At 32.9% G+C, this 21080-nt stretch carries 18 protein-coding genes; 9 read left to right on the top strand and 9 right to left on the bottom strand.

Annotation, left to right across the window (positions count from 1 at the left end; translation table 11 throughout):
- The first annotated feature begins 2 nt into the window (after positions 1-2).
- Positions 3-2066, top strand: a complete 2064-nt coding sequence (locus AC1EUU_RS09690; protein WP_480201219.1) for an insulinase family protein — start codon at positions 3-5, stop codon at positions 2064-2066.
- 51 nt (positions 2067-2117) lie between these two features.
- On the opposite strand, the gene AC1EUU_RS09685 is transcribed toward AC1EUU_RS09690, so the two are convergent.
- Entirely contained in the window at positions 2118-2987 is an 870-nt protein-coding gene (locus tag AC1EUU_RS09685) for a DMT family transporter (RefSeq protein WP_480201218.1), read from the bottom strand.
- Between the two features lie 118 nt (positions 2988-3105).
- Here AC1EUU_RS09685 and AC1EUU_RS09680 point away from each other — a divergent pair, with 118 nt between their 5' ends.
- The 5 genes from AC1EUU_RS09680 (at position 3106) to AC1EUU_RS09660 (ending at position 6597) form a co-directional block, all read left to right on the top strand.
- Positions 3106-3468: a hypothetical protein gene (locus AC1EUU_RS09680; RefSeq protein WP_480201217.1), complete on the top strand. Its 363-nt coding sequence runs from the start codon at positions 3106-3108 to the stop codon at positions 3466-3468.
- A gap of 76 nt (positions 3469-3544) precedes the next feature.
- Positions 3545-4576: a transporter gene (locus AC1EUU_RS09675; RefSeq protein ID WP_480201216.1), complete on the top strand. Its 1032-nt coding sequence runs from the start codon at positions 3545-3547 to the stop codon at positions 4574-4576.
- A 128-nt stretch (positions 4577-4704) separates the two neighbouring features.
- The gene (locus AC1EUU_RS09670) at positions 4705-5067 is read left to right on the top strand and encodes a cation transporter (protein ID WP_480201215.1); all 363 of its coding nucleotides are present in this window, start codon (positions 4705-4707) and stop codon (positions 5065-5067) included.
- A gap of 84 nt (positions 5068-5151) precedes the next feature.
- Complete coding sequence (locus tag AC1EUU_RS09665) at positions 5152-5493, top strand: hypothetical protein (RefSeq protein WP_480201214.1); 342 nt, start codon at positions 5152-5154, stop codon at positions 5491-5493.
- 81 nt (positions 5494-5574) lie between these two features.
- Positions 5575-6597 (top strand): COX15/CtaA family protein, encoded by a 1023-nt coding sequence (locus tag AC1EUU_RS09660; protein WP_480201213.1) that lies wholly within the window; start codon positions 5575-5577, stop codon positions 6595-6597.
- Here the strand turns inward: AC1EUU_RS09660 and gldD are convergent.
- Genes gldD through mutY form a run of 4 tightly spaced genes read right to left on the bottom strand, consistent with a single transcriptional unit; the run spans position 6594 to position 10028 of the window.
- Entirely contained in the window at positions 6594-7181 is a 588-nt protein-coding gene (gene gldD, locus AC1EUU_RS09655; protein WP_480201212.1) for a gliding motility lipoprotein GldD, read from the bottom strand. The two genes, AC1EUU_RS09660 and gldD, sit on opposite strands and share 4 nt — an antisense overlap.
- The gene (gene gldE / locus AC1EUU_RS09650) at positions 7174-8478 is read right to left on the bottom strand and encodes a gliding motility-associated protein GldE (RefSeq protein WP_480201211.1); all 1305 of its coding nucleotides are present in this window, start codon (positions 8476-8478) and stop codon (positions 7174-7176) included. Before gldE ends, gldD begins: the two co-directional genes overlap by 8 nt.
- Positions 8479-8499: 21 nt before the next feature.
- Positions 8500-8952, bottom strand: coding sequence for a single-stranded DNA-binding protein (locus tag AC1EUU_RS09645; protein WP_480201210.1), 453 nt, complete (start codon positions 8950-8952; stop codon positions 8500-8502).
- A 35-nt stretch (positions 8953-8987) separates the two neighbouring features.
- Positions 8988-10028, bottom strand: a complete 1041-nt coding sequence (gene mutY, locus AC1EUU_RS09640) for an A/G-specific adenine glycosylase (RefSeq protein WP_480201209.1) — start codon at positions 10026-10028, stop codon at positions 8988-8990.
- A 135-nt stretch (positions 10029-10163) separates the two neighbouring features.
- Here mutY and AC1EUU_RS09635 point away from each other — a divergent pair, with 135 nt between their 5' ends.
- Together AC1EUU_RS09635 and AC1EUU_RS09630 are read left to right on the top strand one after the other, a co-directional pair.
- Positions 10164-10454 (top strand): HU family DNA-binding protein, encoded by a 291-nt coding sequence (locus tag AC1EUU_RS09635; protein ID WP_480201208.1) that lies wholly within the window; start codon positions 10164-10166, stop codon positions 10452-10454.
- 285 nt (positions 10455-10739) lie between these two features.
- Complete coding sequence (locus tag AC1EUU_RS09630; protein ID WP_480201207.1) at positions 10740-12278, top strand: Rne/Rng family ribonuclease; 1539 nt, start codon at positions 10740-10742, stop codon at positions 12276-12278.
- Positions 12279-12444: 166 nt separating this feature from the next.
- Here the strand turns inward: AC1EUU_RS09630 and AC1EUU_RS09625 are convergent, their stop codons facing one another.
- Entirely contained in the window at positions 12445-15471 is a 3027-nt protein-coding gene (locus tag AC1EUU_RS09625) for an autotransporter outer membrane beta-barrel domain-containing protein (protein WP_480201206.1), read from the bottom strand.
- Between the two features lie 174 nt (positions 15472-15645).
- On the opposite strand from AC1EUU_RS09625, the gene AC1EUU_RS09620 reads away from it, so the two are divergent.
- On the top strand, positions 15646-16116 hold the full coding sequence (locus tag AC1EUU_RS09620) for a regulatory protein RecX (protein WP_480201205.1): 471 nt from the start codon (positions 15646-15648) through the stop codon (positions 16114-16116).
- Here the strand turns inward: AC1EUU_RS09620 and AC1EUU_RS09615 are convergent.
- From AC1EUU_RS09615 to AC1EUU_RS09605, 3 genes are all read right to left on the bottom strand, one after another.
- The gene (locus AC1EUU_RS09615; RefSeq protein WP_480201204.1) at positions 16106-16978 is read right to left on the bottom strand and encodes a cupin-like domain-containing protein; all 873 of its coding nucleotides are present in this window, start codon (positions 16976-16978) and stop codon (positions 16106-16108) included. The genes AC1EUU_RS09620 and AC1EUU_RS09615 overlap by 11 nt on opposite strands.
- A gap of 91 nt (positions 16979-17069) precedes the next feature.
- Positions 17070-20474 (bottom strand): T9SS type A sorting domain-containing protein, encoded by a 3405-nt coding sequence (locus tag AC1EUU_RS09610; protein ID WP_480201203.1) that lies wholly within the window; start codon positions 20472-20474, stop codon positions 17070-17072.
- A 67-nt stretch (positions 20475-20541) separates the two neighbouring features.
- On the bottom strand, positions 20542-21069 hold the full coding sequence (locus AC1EUU_RS09605) for a hypothetical protein (protein ID WP_480201202.1): 528 nt from the start codon (positions 21067-21069) through the stop codon (positions 20542-20544).
- Positions 21070-21080 lie beyond the last annotated feature (11 nt).

Below are 21080 nucleotides of genomic sequence, written 5' to 3'. Positions count from 1 at the left end.
CAATGAAATTTAAAATATTTTCACTAATCACTATCGTAATGCTTTCGCTAAGTATTACAGCTCAAATAGATAGAAGCAAGCAACCAAAGCCAGGACCTGCGCCTAAAATTAATTTAGGGAAACCGGTTTCGTTTGATCTAAAGAATGGATTAAAAGTATTGGTAGTTGAAAACCATAAGTTACCTAGAGTTTCTGCAACGCTCACTATTGATAATCCTCCAAAAGCTATGGGAGATAAAAAAGGAGTGGAAGGTCTTTTAGGAGGGCTCTTGGGTACCGGATCAGTAAATGTTCCTAAAAGTAAGTTTGATGAAGAAGTAGATTATCTAGGTGCTAATATTTCTTTTTGGGATGAAGGAGCCCGAGCAAATAGCTTAACCAAATATTTTCCTAGAGTGCTTGAATTAATGGCAGATGCTGCCTTGAATCCTGTATTCTCGCAAGAAGAATTTGATAAACAAAAAAAGCAAAACCTTGAAGGTATTAAGAACCAGGAAAGTAGTGTAAAAGCAATAGCGAGTAGAGTTGAAGATGCTTTAACTTATGGAGGAAAACACCCTTTCGGCGAATTTACCTCAAAAGAATCATTAGAGAATATCACTATTGATGATGTTAAAAAGCTCTATAGCAATTATTATAAACCTAATAATGCCTATTTAATTATTATTGGTGATATAAATGCTAAAGATGTTAAGAAACAAATTAAAAAGTTATTTAGCAATTGGGAAAAAGCTGATCTGGCATCGAAAGAATTGCCGGAGGTAGAAAATGTTGGTAAAACGGAAATTAACTTCATAGATGTTCCTAATGCTGTGCAATCTGAAATATCTGTAATTAATTCGATCAAACTACGAAGAAATGATAAGGATTACTACGCAGCCTTATTAGCAAATCAGATTTTAGGTGGCGGAGGTACAGCAAGATTATATAAAAACTTGCGTGAAGATAAGGGATATACCTACGGTGCTTATTCTGGTATAGGTAGCAGTAGGTATGCATCAAGATTTAAAGCTACTGCTGCAGTAAGAAATGCTGTTACCGATAGCGCGGTTGTTGAGTTTGTTAAAGAGATTAAAGATGTTAGAAGTAAACCTGTAACGGCAGAAGAGTTAAAAGTAGCTAAGGCCAAATATGTAGGCAATTTTGTGAGGGCTGTTGAAGATCCATCAACGATAGCTAATTATGCTTTAAACATCTTAACCTTAAACTTGCCAGACGATTATTATGAAAATTACTTAAAAAATATTGAAGCGGTGTCCTTAGAAGATGTGCAGAGGGCAGCAAATACGTATTTTAAAATAGATGAGGCTCGAATTATAGTAACCGGAAAAGGTGCTGATGTAGCTGATAAGCTAGAGAAACTAAATTACAACGTAAATTATTTCGATAAAAAGGGGAATAGCATAGCAAAACCCAAATTCTCAAAACCGATTCCTGCTGGTGTAACGGCAAAAACTGTTTTAGAAAATTACCTTAAAGTTATTGGAGGTATTGATAAAATTAAAACTGTTTCCTCGGTAGTTACAAAGTATGAGGCTGAGGCTATGGGGTCTAAAATGCTATTTGAAGAGAAAAGAGTAGCCGATAAGTATCGACATACTACATATATGAATGGTAATCCTTTTATGATGGTGGTGGCCAATGATTCTGAAGTTTATATGAAGCAAGGTGCCAATAAAATGCCAATGCCAGCTCAAATGTTGAATGATCTTAAAAATTCATTTGGAACCTTTGTTGAATTAAATTATCTGAATAATGATAAATTAAAATTGGCTGGTATTGAGACTGTAAATGGTAGAGATGCTTATAAAGTAGAGATGCCAGGGGAAACCGTTTCTGCTGCTATGTTTTATGATAAAGAAACAGGGTTTAAAATAAAAGAGGTTTCTGTTATTAAAATGGGAGGTCAAACCCAAAATCAAGAAACAACCTTTGCTGATTATAAAGATTATGATGGGATTAAGTTCGCTACTAAAAGAGAAGGAACATTTGGTCCGCAAAAAATTAAATCAACGCTAGTTGAGGTATTAATTAATAAAGGAATTTCAGAAGAGGATTTTAAATAAAAAGTACTTCAAAATATTAGTATAAAAACCGAATGCAAAGTATTCGGTTTTTTATTTTTTACTTGCTAGATAAACCCCTAATAAAATTATACTTCCGGCAATTAATTGAATAAAACTTAAATGCTCGCCATCTAGAACGCCCCAAAAAATTGCAACTATAGGGATAAGATAGGTAACAGATGAAGAAAAAATAGGTGATGAGATTTGTACTAATCGATTAAAAAGGGTTTTAGCGAATGCAGTACCAACTACGGCTAAAATAATTACATAAACCAGTGATGATGTTTTCTCTGGAGTAGCGTCATATGTTGAGAAAAAATCAGAATACCAAAGTATTATTAGCGTAGGTATAATAATGAGTATAAAATTACCCGTGGTTATGGCAATAGCACTGAGATCGTCTAAATGCTTTTTTAGAATATTTACATTGAAGGCATATCCAATAGAAGATAATATGGGTAATAGTGCATACCAATAATTCTGATCAGGATTTAATTCAGCTCCTTTAAGAATTAAAATAGTTGTTCCTACTAAACCGATTAAGATACCAATTAGTTGATAGCGTTTAAAAGAAAAACCAAAAACCAGAAAACCAATAATTAACGTGTTTAATGGAGTTAATGAGTTGAGTATAGAAGCAATAGAACTATCAATATCATTGATAGCATAAGCAAATAAGAATGCTGGAAAAAAAGTACCTAAAATCGCAGTTAAAAAAATATACCACCAATGGTGCTTTTTTATAGTAAAAAGACTCTTAAATCCCACCAAAAGCAGTGCAATGGCAGTAATTAAAATTCGTAAGGCTCCAACTTGAATGGGAGTTAAACCTATCAAGGCTTTTTTCATCAAAATAAATGAGCTTCCCCAAACTATTGCAAGAATACCTAAATAGAGCCATCGAATTTGTTTATTACTCATAAATTTTAATAAAAAGAAACAAATGTCGTAAATATTAATATCAAAAAAACATTTTCACAGAATCATTTAAAAATAAAGTAAGATGGTTGTATTTTTGTTTTAAAATAGTATCAGAAGCGTGAAACAATTATTGGCTTTAAGTTTTACATTATTGTACGTCTTAGCGATGTGTAGGCCAATACTTCCATTAGCTACCTATTTGGTTTATCAAGATTTTATAATTGAGTACTTATGTGTTAATAAAGATAAGCCTCAAATGGAGTGTAATGGTAAATGCTATTTGTCTAAACAAATAAAGAAAGAGGAAGAAAAAAGAAAGAATGCTCCGAGAATCCAGTTAGAAGATTATCCTATTGGGTTTGTCTTTTTCTTGAATTTTAAGAATAATAATGTAGAGGAAGTTATCACTAATAAGTTTTTATGTATTGAAAATTATTCATTTAGACCAATCTTTGAAATTTTTCATCCACCCACCACATAGTTTACATAAAAGTTAAATATGAAAGAATGATGACTAATCATTCTCACAACAATTATTGTAAACATTAAAAAAACAAATGAGAAAATATTTCTGTGTCATAATTTTAATGACATATGTGGCAGTTTTTGCCCAAAAAAAACAAGAATCAGATATTAAATGGACTTCTTCTAGGCCTGATGGTCATGCGCCAATATCAATCATGGGAGACCATTCTCATAATAAAGGTGAATTTATGGTTTCATATCGCTATATGTACATGAATATGCAAGATTTGAGAAATGAAAGTAATGATGTTGATTTTTCTAGTGTGCTTTTGCCAAATGGAGGCACTTATATGGTGACACCAACAGAGATGCCAATGCATATGCATATGCTAGGAGCCATGTTTGCAGCAAGTAATAAACTGACTATAATGACCATGTTGAACTATGTGTCTAGCGAAATGGAGCATTTAACCGCGATGGGAGCCAATTTTACAACGGAATCTTCGGGTTTTGGAGATATGCAGGTGTCAGTACTCTATAAGTTGGTTAATAAAAATCGCCAACAACTATTAGGGCAGTTAGGAGTTTCAATACCAACAGCAAGTATTAATGTAAAAGATGTAACACCTGCTTCGGCACCCAATAAGAGTATTTTACCTTATCCTATGCAAATTGGTAGTGGAACATTTGATGGAATTTTGGCATTAACCTACTTGGGTCAGTTAAATAAACTTTCATGGGGAAGTCAATTTCAATCAAAATTGAGGCTAGGAGAAAACGATAATGACTATAGATTAGGTAATCAATACAAATTAAACAGTTGGCTAGCCGTAAAGACTGCCAAATGGCTTAGTTTTTCTGGTAAACTCGAAGGTTTGGTAGTTGATAAACTATCTGGTGAGAATCCAGTTTTAAACCCTATGATGGTAACTACGGCAGATACTGGTAACTCAGGAGGGTCTTATTTAAATGCTGGCTTGGGTTTTAACACATACATAGCCAATGGAAGTTTAAAAAACTTTCGCTTGGGTTTTGAAGTTATTTTACCAATGTACCAAAAACCTAATGGAATTCAATTAAAACAAAAGGAATCTTTGGTTTTTGGAATACAATATTCGCTATAAAAAAAGAAGCAGCTTTGAGTTTTAAAACTCAAAGCTGCTTAAAAAGTTAAAGTTTCGTTAGTAAGTGTTAACAAGTTCTATCAAATTGGTTTTTATTTATATTTTTGTGTCAAACTAAAATTTTGATAATGAATATTTTGAAAAATATTAGCGGATTGTTTATGGTGATGCTGATTTTTATGTCTTGTAATGAATCAAAAGATACCCAAGTTAAAAAGGGAGATGTTTTGGCTCATGAAATGGAAGCCAACATTAAGAAAGTATCATTAGATATTGAGGGAATGACCTGTGAAATAGGCTGTGCCCGTACCATACAATCTAAACTTTCAAAGAAAGAAGGAGTTAAACTTGCACTGGTTAATTTTGCAGAAAAAAAAGGTGTAGTTGAGTTTGATGCTAATAAAATATCTGAAAAAGAAATTGTTGCTACTGTTGAAAAAATAGCGGGTGGAGATTTGTATAAAGTTACTCATAGTGCTGAAAAACAATAAATAAAGCAAAAAACCTTTGTTAATCTAAAATATAATTAATTAATTTGCGTTTCGTTAACGTATAAAACTAAAATTATCAAACAAATGAAATTAATTAAAGGATTAATGATGCTTGCTATCGTTGCTTTGGTAGCTGTGTCATGTAAAGAAACTGCAAAAGGAGCAAAAGAAGATGCTAAGGATGCTGTAGAGGCTGTTGAAGGAGCAGCAAAGGATGTTAAAGAAGGAGCTGAAGAAGCTGCTAAAGATGTAAAAGAAGGTGTAGAAGAGGTAGTAGATTCAGTAAAAGCTAAAGCTGGTGATGCTGTTGATGCTGTAAAAGAAGGTGCTGAGAATGTAAAAGAAGGCGCTAAAGATGCAGTAAAAGAAGGTGCAGAAGCAGTTGAAAAAGTAGCTAAAGATGTAAAGGAAAAAGTAGAAAACTAAATTTCCTTATAAACTTTTTAAAGCCTCCATTTTTGGAGGCTTTTTTTATGCTTTTACCTTATCTTTGTGCAAAATTTTTTAATGAAGAATTACTTTGCGTCACTCGTTAAAATTTGCCTTGTTTCTGTATATATTATTATCCTTGCTGGTGCTACGGTTCGCATGACTGGAAGTGGTATGGGGTGTCCAGATTGGCCTAAATGTTTTGGACATTTAATTCCGCCCACAAACGAAAATGAATTACTTTGGAAACCTGAGACAGAATTTAAAAAAGGATTTGTGATTATCAAAGACGAAACCTTATTTGTGGCCAAAGATAAATTCACCACCAGTAGTAAATTTAATTCAGAGAATTGGAAGACCTATACAAAGCATGATTATGCAAAATTTAATGTTACTCACACTTGGGTAGAATATATTAATCGCTTGGCTACAGCCGTGTCGGGTATTTTCTTTCTACTTTTAATTATTACCTCATTTTCATATTGGAAAGATAGTAAGAAGCTTGTTTTATTAGCCTTTTTAGCACTGTTTTTAATGTTATTTGAAGCATGGTTAGGGAAAACTGTAGTTGACTCTAATCTCGCTGTTTCTAAAATCACCATTCACATGTTGGTGGCTTTGCTTATTGTTGGGGTATTGCTCGTTTTGAGATTTAACACAAGAACAAATAAAGTGTATAAATCAGATAAACTATTTAGAAATTTACTTTTTATAGCCTTTGCAATGACAATCGTACAGATTATTCTGGGTATAGATATACGTGAATTTGTTGATGAGCAATTGAAAAATTTAGGTTTTAGTAATAAGCATTTAATTGCACTTGAAGCAAATACGAATTTTTTAATTCACAGATCTTTTTCAATAATTGTGGTATTTCTAAATATTTGGTTATTTATTAGAAACAAGAAACTTAATTTGGGGTATACGTTACCTTTTTGGATGCTAATAGTTCTTTCATTCGAAGTTTTGGCGGGTGTTTTAATGTATTATTTTAACTTTCCGTTTGGTACACAGGTAATTCACATGTTGTTCGCAGCCATTTTGTTTGGAATTCAATTTTATTTACTGCTACAAACCAGTAAATCGAAGGCTAAAGTTTAGTTTTTCCATTCCATGGTTTCCATTAAGCGTTTAATGTCTTTTTCAACATGTTTTATCGCAGGTAAAATGGAATCATAATTAGGTTGCACTTCAAAATATAAAGCTCCCGTAATAAAATGTTTTGTACTGTCGGTTAAATGAAACTGTAATGGTGAAGCTGCATTTCCGGTTACCTCCAATAACGACCCATACATCTTTTTTTCATGGTTTTCATACGGTTGTGCACTAATTCCGTCAGCCTTTATAGAATGCTTATAAGTAAGCTTTTCTGATTCTTTAATTAATTCTATTAGATTATTTTCTACAGGTCTATAGGTTATATTCAATGAAGCCTTTAAGCTTGGGTAATGTATGTTCATCCAGCATTTCTCATTTGGTTTTACGGTTGAGAGATTAGAGAATTCAAAACTATACGGGCAGTCAGTACTTGTTTTTTGATAGGTCGTTTCGCTATAAGCTAAGCGTAAATATGCTGAGGGTTTAGGCAATGTTTCTTCTTTACAGGAAGTAAATTGTAATAGCACTAAAAAAAGTAAAACATATACTATCTTATATGAAAAGGAGGATTTATTTCTTTTAATCATTGGGTAAAGTTACTTTAACTTGTTTAATTCGTTTTTTATCGAGGGCTTCTATCTTAAATTGATATTTTTTAAACTTTAGCACTTCATTTTTCTTGGGAAACTTACCAGAAATTTCAAGAATAAATCCGGCTAAAGTTTCTGCTTCGCCTTTAAATTCTTCAAAATCAGTTTCATCAATATCTAAAATTTTATAAAAATCTTTTAGAACTATTTTGCCTTCAAATACATAATTATGAGCATCAAGCTTCGAATAAGTTAGGTCATCGTCGTCAAATTCATCACTAATATCACCAACGATTTCTTCAATAACATCTTCTAAAGTTACAATGCCCGATGTGCCACCATATTCATCTACAACAACAGCCAAATGATTTTTCTTCTCTTGAAATTCTCTTAAGAGATCATCTAATTTTTTATTTTCAGGAACAAAGAAAGGGTCGCGTAGTAATTTTTTCCATTGATAACTCTTTTTGGATAAATGAGGCAAAACATCCTTGGTGTAAAGAACACCGATGATAGTGTCCATATTTTCTTGATACACAGGAATTCTAGAATGTCCGTTTTCAATTATTTGCTTCACCACTTCAGTAAAATTGCTATTATCTTCCAATGCAAAAACATCAGTTCGTGGGCACATTACTTGAACGGTTTCAGTATTTCCAAAACTTACAATTCCTTCCAAAATTTTTTGTTCATCTTTAGTGGTCGCTTCTTCTGAAGTTAATTCGAGAGCTTGTGATAATTTTTCAACCGAAAAATCTGTTTGTTTTTTACCTAATCGCTTTTCAACAATATTAGTTAAACCCATTAATGTTTTGGCCGGATAATGAAGTAAATAGTTTAAGCCTTTAATGGGGACTGCCATCATTGCTGCAAATTTCATAGAATTTCTGCTTGCATAAATTTTAGGCAATACCTCTCCAAAAAGTAATATTAAAAAAGTAACGATAATTACCTCAATAACAAAACGAAGGATTGTAGGTTGAATGTCGTTAAAAAAATAATCGCCGATATATGCAAACAACAGGACAATTAAAATATTTATGAAATTGTTAGAAATAAGTATCGTGGCTAGTAACTTTTGTGGACGTTCTAATTGCGCAGCAACAATGTTCTTCTTTTTTGATTTATGACTTGAAGCCTCGTCTAAATCGGTTTTCGAAAGGGAGAAAAAAGCAACTTCAGAACCAGAAATTAAAGCAGAAATGATCAATAGCGCTAAAAGAGCTAAAATACCTATAACTAGCGGCCAATCTATTACTGTTTGTAAGAATAAACTCGGAGGCTCAGAATCCAAAGAAAATTAATTTAGTTAAACTTAAAATGGTAGATCGTCGTCAAATTCCTTGCCTGGTTCATTAACAACCTCACTACTTGGCTTAGGGTCATTCTGAATCGGAGCAGGGGCATTTTGTTGACCTTGTTGTAAATCTTTCTTAGTAGTTAAGAATGTCATATCGGTAACATGAATTTCTGTTGAATAACGTTTACCACCATCTTGCCCTTCCCATTGACGTGTTTTAATACGACCTTCAACATACACCTTATCACCTTTAGAAAGGTATTTTTCACAAATTTCAGCAAGTTTATTACGCACTACAATATTATGCCATTCAGTGGTAGTAACTTTTTCACCAGTTTGCCTGTTAGTGTAGGTTTCATTAGTGGCAATTGGAAATCTTCCAATAGAATTTCCACCTTCAAAATAGTGCATCTTTACCTTATCACCTAAATGTCCAATAAGCATTACTTTGTTCAATGTACCAGCCATAATGTTTAATTTAGAATCAAAGATAACTAAAAAATTCAATCGGAATTCTTAAATTTTTCCACAAAATTGGCAATTAATATTGGAACGGGATATTTCTCAAAACTATTCCACGGAATACTGTTTTCAAAGGATTTCTTAGAATTAAGAATCCAAAATTTAACATGTAAATGTTGATGTGATAGTTTATGGACAATAGGTTTTTGATTATAGAGTTTTATCGTAGTTTTTTTGGCATTGAATAACTTGTTGAACAAGGGGGTATTTAATAATTCATTGATGTCAATTTCATCGATACTTTCTACCAACGGAAATTCATAAAGGTTTTTCCAGATTCCATTTTGAATTCTTTTTTTTAAAATAGTTTCATTCTCATTAAGTACTAGGTAATTAAAATATCTATTTCTAATCTTTGTTTTCTTTTGCTTGAAAGGGAGTTCGTCAATACTTTTTTTATCAAGAGCTATGCAGCCTGAGTTTAAGGGGCAGCCAATGCAATTAGGATTTTGAGGTTTGCACTGACGAGATCCAAACTCCATAATTGCTTGATTAAAAATTCCTGGTTGTTTTGAGTCAATCAGCTTTTGAGCTAATTCTTTAAACTGTTTTATACCGTTAGTAGAATTAATAGGTGTTTTAACGCCAAAATAACGTGCCAATACTCGATAAACATTTCCATCAACAACAGCTGTGGGTTCATTGTAGCAAATTGAGGCGATCGCCGAAGCCGTATAATCTCCTACACCTTTTAGCTTCAGAAGTTCTTTGTAGGTTTTAGGAAACGTTCCGTTTAATTCATTCACAATATATTTAGCTGAGTAATGCAAATTGCGTGCTCGCGAATAATAACCCAAACCTTGCCATAGTTTTAAAATAGTTTCTTCGTCTGCGTCTGCAAGTTCAAAAACTGTTGGGAATTTTTCGATAAATTTTTGATAATACGGAAGTCCTTGATCAATTCTGGTCTGTTGTAAAATAATCTCAGATAGCCAAATAGCATATGGATCATTGGTTTTGCGCCATGGTAAATCACGCTTATTTTGTAAATACCAGTAAATTAATGTGTTAGAAAAAATCATGTTTTTAGTATGATTTGGCAATAATACAGTTTTTATCTTATTAAATTTTAACGGATTAGCTTTTCGAAATTGATTTAATGTCTTATATTTGCCACCCCAAAAAATGAATAAATAACACTATAAATTTTAATAATAATGACAAAAGCAGAAATCGTTGCTAATATTTCAGAAAAATCTGGGATCGAGAAAGCAGACGTGTTGAGGGTAGTAGAAGATTTAATGAAAGAAATTAAAGGATCTTTAGAAAATGGGAATAATGTCTATTTAAGAGGTTTTGGAAGCTTTACAGTAAAGACTAGAGCTGAAAAAACAGGTAGAAATATTTCTAAAAATACTACGATTAAAATTCCTGCACACAATATTCCTGCGTTTAAACCAGCAAAAGTTTTTGTTGAGGGCGTAAAGAAAAATGTTCCTGTAAAATAACAATATTAACATAATTAAATACGTTTGAATTATGCCAAGTGGTAAAAAAAGAAAACGCAGTAAAATATCTACTCATAAGCGTAAAAAAAGAAGTAGACAAAATAGACACAAAAAGAAAAAATAGTCTTTAGACTATTTTTTCTTTTTAAGAAGTAAAATCGTTCTTTGAAAAAAGAGATTTATTTAAATAAATCTCGTCGGGTTATAAAAATTATAACCTGTGATTTTTTAACCTATCTACATAATTGAGTTTATTAACTCATGTAGGTATAAAACATATACAGAGTGAAAACAGAATTAATAATTAGATCAAGTTCCTCTGATATAGATTTTGCCTTATTAAGAGATGGTAGGTTGGTTGAATTACATAAAGATGAAAGTAGTAATGACTTTAATGTTGGCGATATTTTTTTAGCAAAAATTAAAAAAACACTAACTGGTCTTAACGCCTCATTTGTGAATGTAGGAAGTGAAAAAGATGCTTTTCTACATTACCATGATCTAGGTCCACAATTACAATCTTTAAGTAAATTCATCCACCGTGTAAACACAGGTAAGCAAAAAGAATTCACTTTAAAAAATTTCCGCTTTGAAAAAGACATCGATAAGAATGGTAAAATCGATGATGTTTTAAAAGCTGGTCATAATTTATTAGTACAAATTGTTAAAGAACCAATATCTACAAAAGGCCCTCGCATAAGCTCTGAGCTTTCTATTGCCGGAAGATATTTGGTGCTTGTTCCTTTTTCTGACAGAGTTTCGGTGTCGCAAAAAATATCGAGTCGTAAAGAAAAAGAACGTTTAAAACGATTAGCACAAAGCATTAAACCAAAAGGGTTTGGCGTTATTTTACGTACTGTTGCTGAAGATATTAAAGTAGCAGACTTAGATAGAGATTTACAAAATTCTTTGCAGCGCTGGGTAGAACTATGTAAGAAATTGCCCCAAGCGAAGGCACCAACAAAAGTTTTATCAGAATTAAATAGAGCATCTTCGATTTTAAGAGATGTTTTTAACGATTCTTTTACAGGCATTGTTACAAATGATAAGACATTAGCTGCCGAGTTAAAAGAATATTTAAGAAGAATTGCTCCAGAAAAGGAGTCAATTGTAAAACTACATAGATCTAAAACTCCCATATTTGAGCGCTATGGTATAGAACGACAGATTAAAACGTCATTCGGAAAAACTGTATCTATGCCAAAAGGAGCCTATCTGGTGATTGAACACACCGAAGCATTACATGTAATAGATGTAAATAGTGGTAATCGTTCAAATAAAGCAAACTCTCAAGCCGATACAGCTTTGGAAGTAAATATGATTGCTGCATCAGAAATTGCAAGGCAATTACAGTTACGAGATATGGGTGGAATTATTGTAGTTGATTTTATTGATATGCATACAGCTGAACATAGACAAAGGCTGTTTGAGCATTTAAAAAATGAAATGAAATTAACACGCACAAAACACAAAGTTTTACCACCAAGTAAATTTGGCTTGGTGCAAATTACAAGACAACGTGTTCGCCCAGAAAGAATTATTAATACCAAAGAAGAAAATCCGAACAAAAATGGAGAAGTCGAGGCTCCGATTGTTTTGATTGACAAAATAGAAAACAAATTAGAAAAACTGATTGCTAGTAATTCAAAAGGAATATCGTTACATGTGCATCCATTTGTAGCATCGTATATTAAAGGAGGATTTCCTTCATTACAAAGCAAGTGGTTTTTTAAATATAAAAAGTGGATTAGACTCATCCCTAGAGATGCTTACCAATATTTACAATACCGTTTTTATACAGCAAATCGTAAAGTTGTAAAATAAGGTGTAGAATATATCAATAAATCCCGTAGCTTTTAGTTACGGGATTTTTTTATGGGTACCATTAAACCTTTTTAAATAGTTAGAGTCTTAAGATTATAAATTGATTTAGGTTTGGTTAGTTTGGATTTGAAAACCGCTTTGTTATTTCACAAAGCGGTTTTAACTTTTAATAGATTAAGAATTTCTTAGTTATCTTTTGATTGTTATCTAAAACTACATTAATTAATAGAACTGTACCCGTTTTGATGTTGCTGATATCAACATTAAACTTAGCTTTACCCGGATGACGATCAACAATAAGTTTACCGAGAATATCAAAAGCTCTAAATGAGGTAATAATCGATTTATTTGCAGTACTCACTTCTAGAATATCTTCCCTTTTAATAAGTATTAACTCTTCTGAAGCAATAGTTGTGTCTTCAGTACCTAAAACGGTATCTCTACTTAATAACAACTCAAATCGATCATTGTAACCTATTATTTTATCTATTACAAACTTATAATCTGCGAGTTTTAAATTATGAGTTTTTTCCAATTTTTTATCTTTAAGATAAACATTATACTCTTTTAGTTTTCCTTCAATTTGATTGATGCTTATTTCAAGGCTGTCACCTTCGTTTATAAATGAATAAAACCCAAGTTTAACAACATCCTCATCTTCAATTGGCAACCTACCTTGAATTGCAAGATAGTTGTTTTCAACTATAGAGTAGAAAGAAACAAATCTATTACCAGAAAATCGACGACCATCAAAATTTCTGTCAATACCATCAGTTGCCCCATCAATAAACCCAATTAATATTTGGCTAAAAGCGCCTTCATCATTTTTTAAATCCAACCAAATCCTATCTTTTGTTTCAGTAGAGTTCTTAAGGTTATTTCTAAACAATTGATTGTTATTGTCAGTAACACGCATCGAATTACTAAAAGTAATATTTCCTGGAGTTATCGCTTGAAGCACAAAGCCTTGCCCAGAAGCAATATAGCCATTTGGTATTGGTCCCCCAGAAATTGCTGATATACCACCTGTTCCTGAGGTGTAGATAGCATAGTCATTGGCACTATAGCTGAGCCTTCCGGAATTTGAATTTGACGCTGACCTTTGAGTGTTATGTGTCCATAAATATATGCTTCCATTAATAATTGGAGTGTTTCTTACATCCATTAATAAGCTATCGGCATGAATTGCAGATGGGTAAGGGTTCCCTATAAGGTTCCAATTTTCAAACTCCCCAGGCCCTCTGGTTATCGAAGTTAGTACATTTCCCGTGTTTACTGTTCCATCAAAAATTACGGATTGGGTTTTCGGAAAAGAACCAGAAGTATCTCCCATTGCTATATAGCCTATTCCTGGTTCCATAATCGATGAACCTGGCATAAAAACCCACCCGTCTTGATAATCCCATCTATATATTTTTGAGGCCTCTGAAGAAGCTAAAGCACTACCTATAGTTTCATTACTTGTTGGTGATGACCAATACATGTAATCATATTGATTGAAAAGCGTAGATGTTTTATGAATATTTGTTGTACCCGTTCCTGAAACCGTTCCGTCGTCTTGAACCATTACTAAAGAACCTTCATGCTGTACATCTAAAGTTCCATTTACAGTTAAATTATTATCTACTAATACATGTGTATTTGCACTAACGGTAAGTGTATTACCATTATTAATTGTGCAATTACAAGAGTCAAAACTACCTTGCGAACCTGTGCTATAATTTCCGTTTATGGTAACCGAAGTGAATTGATCGGGAGCACCATTTATCCAATTAGTACCATTCCAAGTTGTGGAAAAAGGGCATTCTGGAGAAAAAGCTACTATATTAAAGCTTCCGGTTGAAGCATTATTCCATGCCCAAACGCGAATATAAACTGTAGTATTAGGTATTCCAGAAAGAGAAACTCTTGAAAAGAGGTTTCCTACAGAGAAGTTTATATCATCATTACAATCTAATTGAGTTAAATTGCCACAAGTGCCTTGATATGCAGCAATGGCTGTGTCAATTCCAGAACCGGCATTTTGAGTTTCTATTGTTAAAATTCCAGATCCGGGCACTTGCGCAGTAAACCAAACATCGTTACCGTTATATGCTCCACAAGTTGGGTTTGGTAACTCTCCGGAAGAAGAAGCTCCCGCATTGGTTCCGGTAACAACATTTTCGGTATTACTATTCCCAACTGTTAAGGTGGTGGCATTAAAACATCCATTGTTAGATGGAGGAGGAGAAGGCTCCTCTAGTGCGATAGTAAAGGCGCCAGCATTAAAATCATCATGCCATACCTGTAAAATATAAGTTGCTCCGGATGTTAAGCCAGTAATTTGATGAAAAGAAGCATTTGTATTATCACAAAATACTTCATTCAAATTACAGCCGTCCCAAACCGCTACATTAATGTCGCTTCCGGTAGCACCACCAGTTAATACATTTATTGATGTTTGGCCGGTAGGGACAGTAAAACTATAAAATAAATCAAGATTTTCATTTGATGTAAAACTATCACAGCTTGTATTTGCCATGCTACTCGGAGTCGCAGAAGACGTATTAGCACCAGCCTCATTCCCTGCACTAGCTCCATTATTATAAACTGTTAACGTTTGTGCACCATCACAATTATCATTAGGTATATTAGAACTTTCGAACAGCCTTATATCATCAAAGCCAGCTCGATCATTATTTTGATTAGACCTAGCCGAAAGAATTACTCTTACATTATTAACCGAGCTAGGTATGTTTACAGTTTCCGTAACCCAGCCATTGGTGTTATCACTACCTCCACCAACTCCATCAACTACAACTACTTCCCCCTGACTTACATTGTCATAAAATAGCTCGTATTTTAAATCATCATTGTTATCCATGCCTACGGCATAATAATCAAAAGCGAATACTACATTTGAATTTGATGATATATTTATATTAGGGAAATTGATTGATTCAAATCCATTGCCTCCACAACTACCGTTAAGATCTCTTATTCCCCAGAACCGACTACCATCATTAGGTGATAAAATAGAAAATCCTGTGGTATAATCCCAAATATCATTTCCTATAGTACAAGGAGGTGTAGAAAAAGTCAAAGGTGTCCATGTATCGCCAGAAACTTCAAAGCTCTGTTTGGCGATAGTAGTTTGAGCGAACGACATATAACTCCCCCATAGCAATACCAAAAAGAATGCAACTCTTTTCATAGTTAGGTTCGGTTCTAATCTTACAAAGGGGAAAATTGTAAGTATTGGCTTGTAAATATAACTTATCAATGATTACTATTTAACATCATCTTTATATGTTAATAACAATTTTATTAACGAATTTCCTACGGTAAAAAGTATATTTTTTCTTGATTTTATGTTACTTTTAGCGCAATGCATCGAAAAATTTATACAGTAGAAGAAGCAATAAAAAAGTTAGAATATTATTGCTCTTATCAAGAACGCTGTCATCAAGAAGTTGAGAAAAAACTTAAAGAGATGAGCATGATTGCCGCTGCTAAAGAAACAATAATTGTTCATTTAATTGAGAATAATTTCTTAAATGAAGAACGTTTTGCAAAAGCTTTCGCAGGAGGCAGATTCAGAATTAAGAAATGGGGAAAACAACGAATAATAAGAGAATTAAAAGCAAAACAAATATCTGACTACAACATACAGTCTGCATTGAAGGAAATTGATGGCACGCAGTATAAACATGTTTTTAATCAATTATCGCATAAAAGATTTACTGAATTAAAAGAGCTCGATAAGTATAAAAAGCGAAAAAAATTGGCAGATTATTTACTTTACAGAGGATGGGAATCTGATATAGTATATAAAAAAATAACAGAGCTCATTCCTTAATGCCATTGAGTCCATGGGTTCGTATGATTGCTTGTTCATTTTTCCAATCGATCCATTTTTGCCCTTTAAACTTACGCATTAAATTATCATAATACCGCATAACTAATATGTTATAAACTGCTTTAGAAAGGTTTTTTGGGTTTCTCGCGATTGCCCGAAGACTCATAGAAAAACCAGGAGTAATATAACGCATATAATGCCAATAACCCTCTGGCATATAAAGAGTATTTCCATGTTCTAAATCAGCAATATATCCTTTGGCTTTTTTTAAAGCGGGCCATTTATTAAAATCTGGATTGGAAAAATCAATATCTTCTCTAGTAATAAGCGAATGCGGTATCTTATAGAGGTATTTATTTTGTTTTTGATCGAAAAGAATACATTGCTTTTTTCCATGAAAATGGAAATGAAAAATGTTAGCCAGATCAATGTCATAATGCATAAAAGTATGTGAGTCTTTACCACCAAAGAATAGCATAGGTAGTTTTTTCATTAAGCGAAGGCCAAAATCAGGATAGATAAAGTCATTTTGTAATTGTGGAACCTCCTTTAAGATGTTCCATAAAAAGATGCGAAATTTTGTGGGTTCTTTTTTAAGTAATTGAATATAATCATGCATCTTCATCTTAGCATGAGGCTCATTAAAACCATCTTTATAATCTACGGGTCTGTCATCATACAGCGGAACTATTTTATTACCGGCAATTTGCGACATATAATCTAGATTCCATTTAGAGAAAGCAGGCCAGTCACTAATAAAAGATTTTAAAATTAAAGGTTTTTGAGGTTTAAAATAATATTTGATAAAATCTTCTTTAGTTATTGAATCGACAGCATCAACTTGAGATAAATTCAGCGGCATATTCATCAAATTTTGCGGATAAATATACTCAATTTCGAAAAAATTGAACTACTTAAATAGGAAGGCGAAAAAATGGAAAGGACTTATGCTCTTATTCTAATATGATTTTTTTTACCAAAGACTTATCTTCTATGTTTAAATTCATAAAATAGATTCCTTTACTAATTGATGACATGTCTAAAGGAAAGTTATTTTGAGTAATTCCTTCTATATTGAGAATAAGACTTCCTCTAACGTCATAAACCCTAATATTCATATTCTTACCAAAAAAATCTGTCCTCTCAATATTGAATAAATCTTGAGATGGATTAGGATAAACCATGATATCTGCCGTGTCTAGCTCTTCGCTATCTGGTATAACTTGTGAAGCATCAATCTTAAAATCATCTATTAAAGCACCTTCGCCATTAACAGCCTGATCTGAAGCAAAAACAAATCTAAACATCATACTTTTCTGATCTGCAAAATCACTGAGATCGAAACTGTATTCTTTTAAATCCGAATCTAAACCTGTCCACTGACTACCAATGGTAAGTGGTCTTGATGAATTTTGAAAGCTGCTGTTATACCAATCGGGGTCATTTGCTGTTCCTAAAACTTGCCATGTTGCTCCATTATCTGTAGAGTATTCCATATACAATACATCCCAGTTTAACTCAATGTCAAAGGCCATTTTAAATTTTAAAACCGGATCGATTAAAGTAGTTATGTTATAACAAGGAGATGTTAAATAGGCAACCGTATTATCTGAATAATTTCCAGAAGGGTTTGTAATATAACCTGATGTTACAAGTTGATTGAAATTAGTAGTTGTTGGAGTACCTATTCTCCAAAGGCTCCCAGATGTTAGCCAAGAAGTGTTATTTTCATTTTTACCAGGATTTAAATCTCCGAAAGTATATGTAATCTGTCCATCGCCATTTTGATTAACATCAAATTTCACTGAAGAATTATTATTAAATAGGTTTTCATCATCGTTTAATAATTTTACATTAAAAGTATGAATGCCTTCTGAAGCGCCAATAATTGGGAGCTCAATGATTTTGGTTTCGTTTGGCTCAATAACTCCTGTCCAGTTAAATTCTTCAACGGCGGTATCATCAATATTATAATTTATTGTTAACGTTGTTATTGGATTAGCTCCATTATTAGCTACTCTAATTGAAGAAGAGACATTATCGCATGCCACACTATTATTGGGTGATAAAATTTTCACAAGATCTGCATCATTAAGAGGTAATGAAATCGACGGAATGACTGACTGCCAAACACTCCTACCATAGGTCGAAGCTGTAATGGTATTATCGTATGGGTTAACTTCAAGGTCGGTTATAGCAATATTAGGTAGATTTGTAGAAAAGACTTCCCAGGTATTAGTATCATCGTTTCTGTGATAGACACCTAAAGCCGTGCCAACATAAATGGAGTTATTTGTGGTAAAAGGATGATGTTTTATAACAAGTTTTGACTCACCTGGTAAGTTACCCGTTATATTTTCAAATGTTAGACCTCCATCGATTGATTTATATACACCTCCTCCAGTATGGCCACTGCTTGGAAATTGAGGGTTAAATCCTGATGTAGTTACCCAAATAATATTACTATTTGAGCTATGTACTTCTATCGAGCTTATAAATGAACCTCCAATCTTGGTTTGAGCTGGAGTAAGTTTAGTAAATGATAGTCCTCTACTAGTACTTTTATAAAGAGTATCTCTTATAGAAAGATAAATATTATCATTGTTACTAGGGTCAATTTCAATTATCTCAATATTATCTTCAAAACCTTCATTTGACAATTTAGACCAAGAATTATTTTTTAACTCATATAACTGATCAAATCCGGCATATATATCACCTACTTTATTACTTACTAGTGGAGTTACCCAATTGCCTTGAACCGGACTAGCAGTAACAGTACTGCTATTTAACCCATTGTCATTAGTTACGGTTAATACACCTCCAAATTGAGTAAATCCGTAAAAAGTATTTTCATTAGTTGGGTCAGAAGCGGCATCCATACCATCTCCTCCATGATAATTATGCCAGATATCATTATTAAAGGAAAATCCACCATTATCTTGTAGGCCACCCGCTAGTTTTGATGAATTTCGTTTTGATACGGCAATCTTATAAAATTGACTGATTGATAAGTTTTCAGTTAAATCAGTAAAAGTTTCTCCCTTATCGGCTGACCTGTATATACCTCCATCAGTACCAGCATACAATACACCATTATAATACCTCATGAAGTGAATATCGGCATGAGTAAAACTTTCATTAACAACGCGCCAGTCATTCGTTTTTTCAAAATCATCTCCTTTATTAATCGACTTCCAAATGTCTAAAACACCAACATGCATAATTTCTGAATCCGTATCAGAAATACAAAAAGCCAAATCGTACCAAGCTTGATTACTGCCAAAAATATCATCGCCTTCTAAAGTCTTAATAAAAGAAGCCCCCTCATTAGTAGAAATATAAACCCCGTCGAACGCCCAATTTTGATTTCTTGACTTCGCGATTAAAAGATAAACATTATTGGGTTCGATGTTAGTTACTTCAACTCGCATTCTTCCTCTACTAGTTGCATTTGGCAGTCCCGAAGAAATTAAAGAGAAGTTATTGCCTCCATTTACCGATTTATAAAAAGCAGTACTCGAAACGGCATATATAGTATTTGGGTCATTCGGTTTTAATTTAAAATCGCGAATATGACCTTGAAGTTTTTGTGCCCAGCTTACACCTGCATTGTTAGATAAGAATAAACCATTACTTGTAGCCACCCAAACCTTACTTGAATTTGTGGGGTCGATAACTATTTCATTGCTAGAAATAGGGTCTCCCAAAATAGATCCGGTCAAATTCCAGGTGAGCCCACCGTCAGTTGATTTTAATACACCAATTGAATATGAGTCACCCCCATCATCATCTCCAGTAGAAATATAAATAATGTTAGAGTTGTTGGGGTCAATTGCGATACCAGATACTCCAATTTGTGGTAAGTGATCAGTTAGTGGAATCCAATTTACTCCAGAATCTGTGGATTTCCACAAACCTCCTGCTGGAGCACCTATATAAATAATGTTATCATCATTGGGGTCAACCATGATGGTGTTAATTCTGCCTTGCCCACTTTTACTAGACTGATCAAAAGGCCCTTTTTCTATCCAATTACTGATCGCCTTAGAAGATTTTTGTAGTTCAATTTTTTGTTGCCATGCTTCCCATAGACGCGCTGCAGGAGCTATGGTTCCATCATTTTGTAAATAGTGACTCCAGTGATATTCCCATCGTTTAAATGGTTTATATCCACTTCCTTTTTTATCTATGTCAATTCCAGAAAAGTATGACTCAGCTTTTCTAATAGATTGCTCGAATCTGCTATTAAATTTTGAGTTTTTAATGGAGCCAAAATTTTCTTCAAAAAGCGGTAACTGTTGAGAAGAAGCTAATTGCGATATAATAAGTAGAACTATTGAAAATATTCTTTTCATTCAATTTTCATGTGTTACAAATATAAAAATCAAATTATTAGATAATTAATAAAAACGAATTTTAACTTTAATTATTTGATGACTTGTTAAAAGTTGTCAATTCTTTTTCTAAATTTTCCTGACGAACGGTATTATTCAATTTATTAGTAATAGACGTAAAGACACTAATTAAATTACTTACTTCACCCTTAATTTCTTCATCGGTTAACTTTGGGATCTGTTGCATATCATATAACCGTAACGCAGTCGTATGTAGCACATTTAATCGTATTTTAAAATCAGGGTCATTAAATTTATCCACACGTATAGAATCTCTTAATTGTTGAGTCGCATTCGATAGCTCTTGAGCATTAGCAATAGCATTGGTTGTAGTTATATTATAATATTCACTAATAAGATTTTCTACGATAGTATATTCTTCCCATGAGTCAATCAATTTTCTGGATTCAGGATTTAAAACTTCTCCCAAACTATGTGTAATCTTGGTGTTTATATTTTCTTCATTAACGTCAATCTGATTTTCTAATTGTTTTTTGTCAGGATTAGTACAAGCAATAAGCAAGAAACTAAAAAGAAATAAAAGCCTGTAAAACATTGTAAAAAATT

The sequence above is a fragment of the Maritimimonas sp. 2205BS37-2 genome, assembly GCF_056591755.1.
The sequence above is the reverse complement of the archived record's forward strand: the minus strand, read 5'-3'. Positions and strand labels throughout refer to the sequence as shown.

Excerpts from the sequence above, each read along its gene's own strand:
- mutY (WP_480201209.1), bottom strand. The coding sequence starts at position 10,028 with ATGATTTTTTCTAACACATTAATTTACTGGTATTTACAAAATAAGCGT.
- AC1EUU_RS09620 (WP_480201205.1), top strand. The coding sequence starts at position 15,646 with ATGCATCGAAAAATTTATACAGTAGAAGAAGCAATAAAAAAGTTAGAA.
- AC1EUU_RS09675 (WP_480201216.1), top strand. The coding sequence starts at position 3,545 with ATGAGAAAATATTTCTGTGTCATAATTTTAATGACATATGTGGCAGTT.
- AC1EUU_RS09605 (WP_480201202.1), bottom strand. The coding sequence starts at position 21,069 with ATGTTTTACAGGCTTTTATTTCTTTTTAGTTTCTTGCTTATTGCTTGT.
- AC1EUU_RS09690 (WP_480201219.1), top strand. The coding sequence starts at position 3 with ATGAAATTTAAAATATTTTCACTAATCACTATCGTAATGCTTTCGCTA.
- AC1EUU_RS09685 (WP_480201218.1), bottom strand. The coding sequence starts at position 2,987 with ATGAGTAATAAACAAATTCGATGGCTCTATTTAGGTATTCTTGCAATA.
- AC1EUU_RS09615 (WP_480201204.1), bottom strand. The coding sequence starts at position 16,978 with ATGCCGCTGAATTTATCTCAAGTTGATGCTGTCGATTCAATAACTAAA.
- gldD (WP_480201212.1), bottom strand. The coding sequence starts at position 7,181 with ATGATTAAAAGAAATAAATCCTCCTTTTCATATAAGATAGTATATGTT.
- AC1EUU_RS09665 (WP_480201214.1), top strand. The coding sequence starts at position 5,152 with ATGAAATTAATTAAAGGATTAATGATGCTTGCTATCGTTGCTTTGGTA.
- AC1EUU_RS09645 (WP_480201210.1), bottom strand. The coding sequence starts at position 8,952 with ATGGCTGGTACATTGAACAAAGTAATGCTTATTGGACATTTAGGTGAT.
- AC1EUU_RS09660 (WP_480201213.1), top strand. The coding sequence starts at position 5,575 with ATGAAGAATTACTTTGCGTCACTCGTTAAAATTTGCCTTGTTTCTGTA.
- AC1EUU_RS09625 (WP_480201206.1), bottom strand. The coding sequence starts at position 15,471 with ATGAAAAGAGTTGCATTCTTTTTGGTATTGCTATGGGGGAGTTATATG.
- AC1EUU_RS09670 (WP_480201215.1), top strand. The coding sequence starts at position 4,705 with ATGAATATTTTGAAAAATATTAGCGGATTGTTTATGGTGATGCTGATT.
- AC1EUU_RS09635 (WP_480201208.1), top strand. The coding sequence starts at position 10,164 with ATGACAAAAGCAGAAATCGTTGCTAATATTTCAGAAAAATCTGGGATC.
- AC1EUU_RS09610 (WP_480201203.1), bottom strand. The coding sequence starts at position 20,474 with ATGAAAAGAATATTTTCAATAGTTCTACTTATTATATCGCAATTAGCT.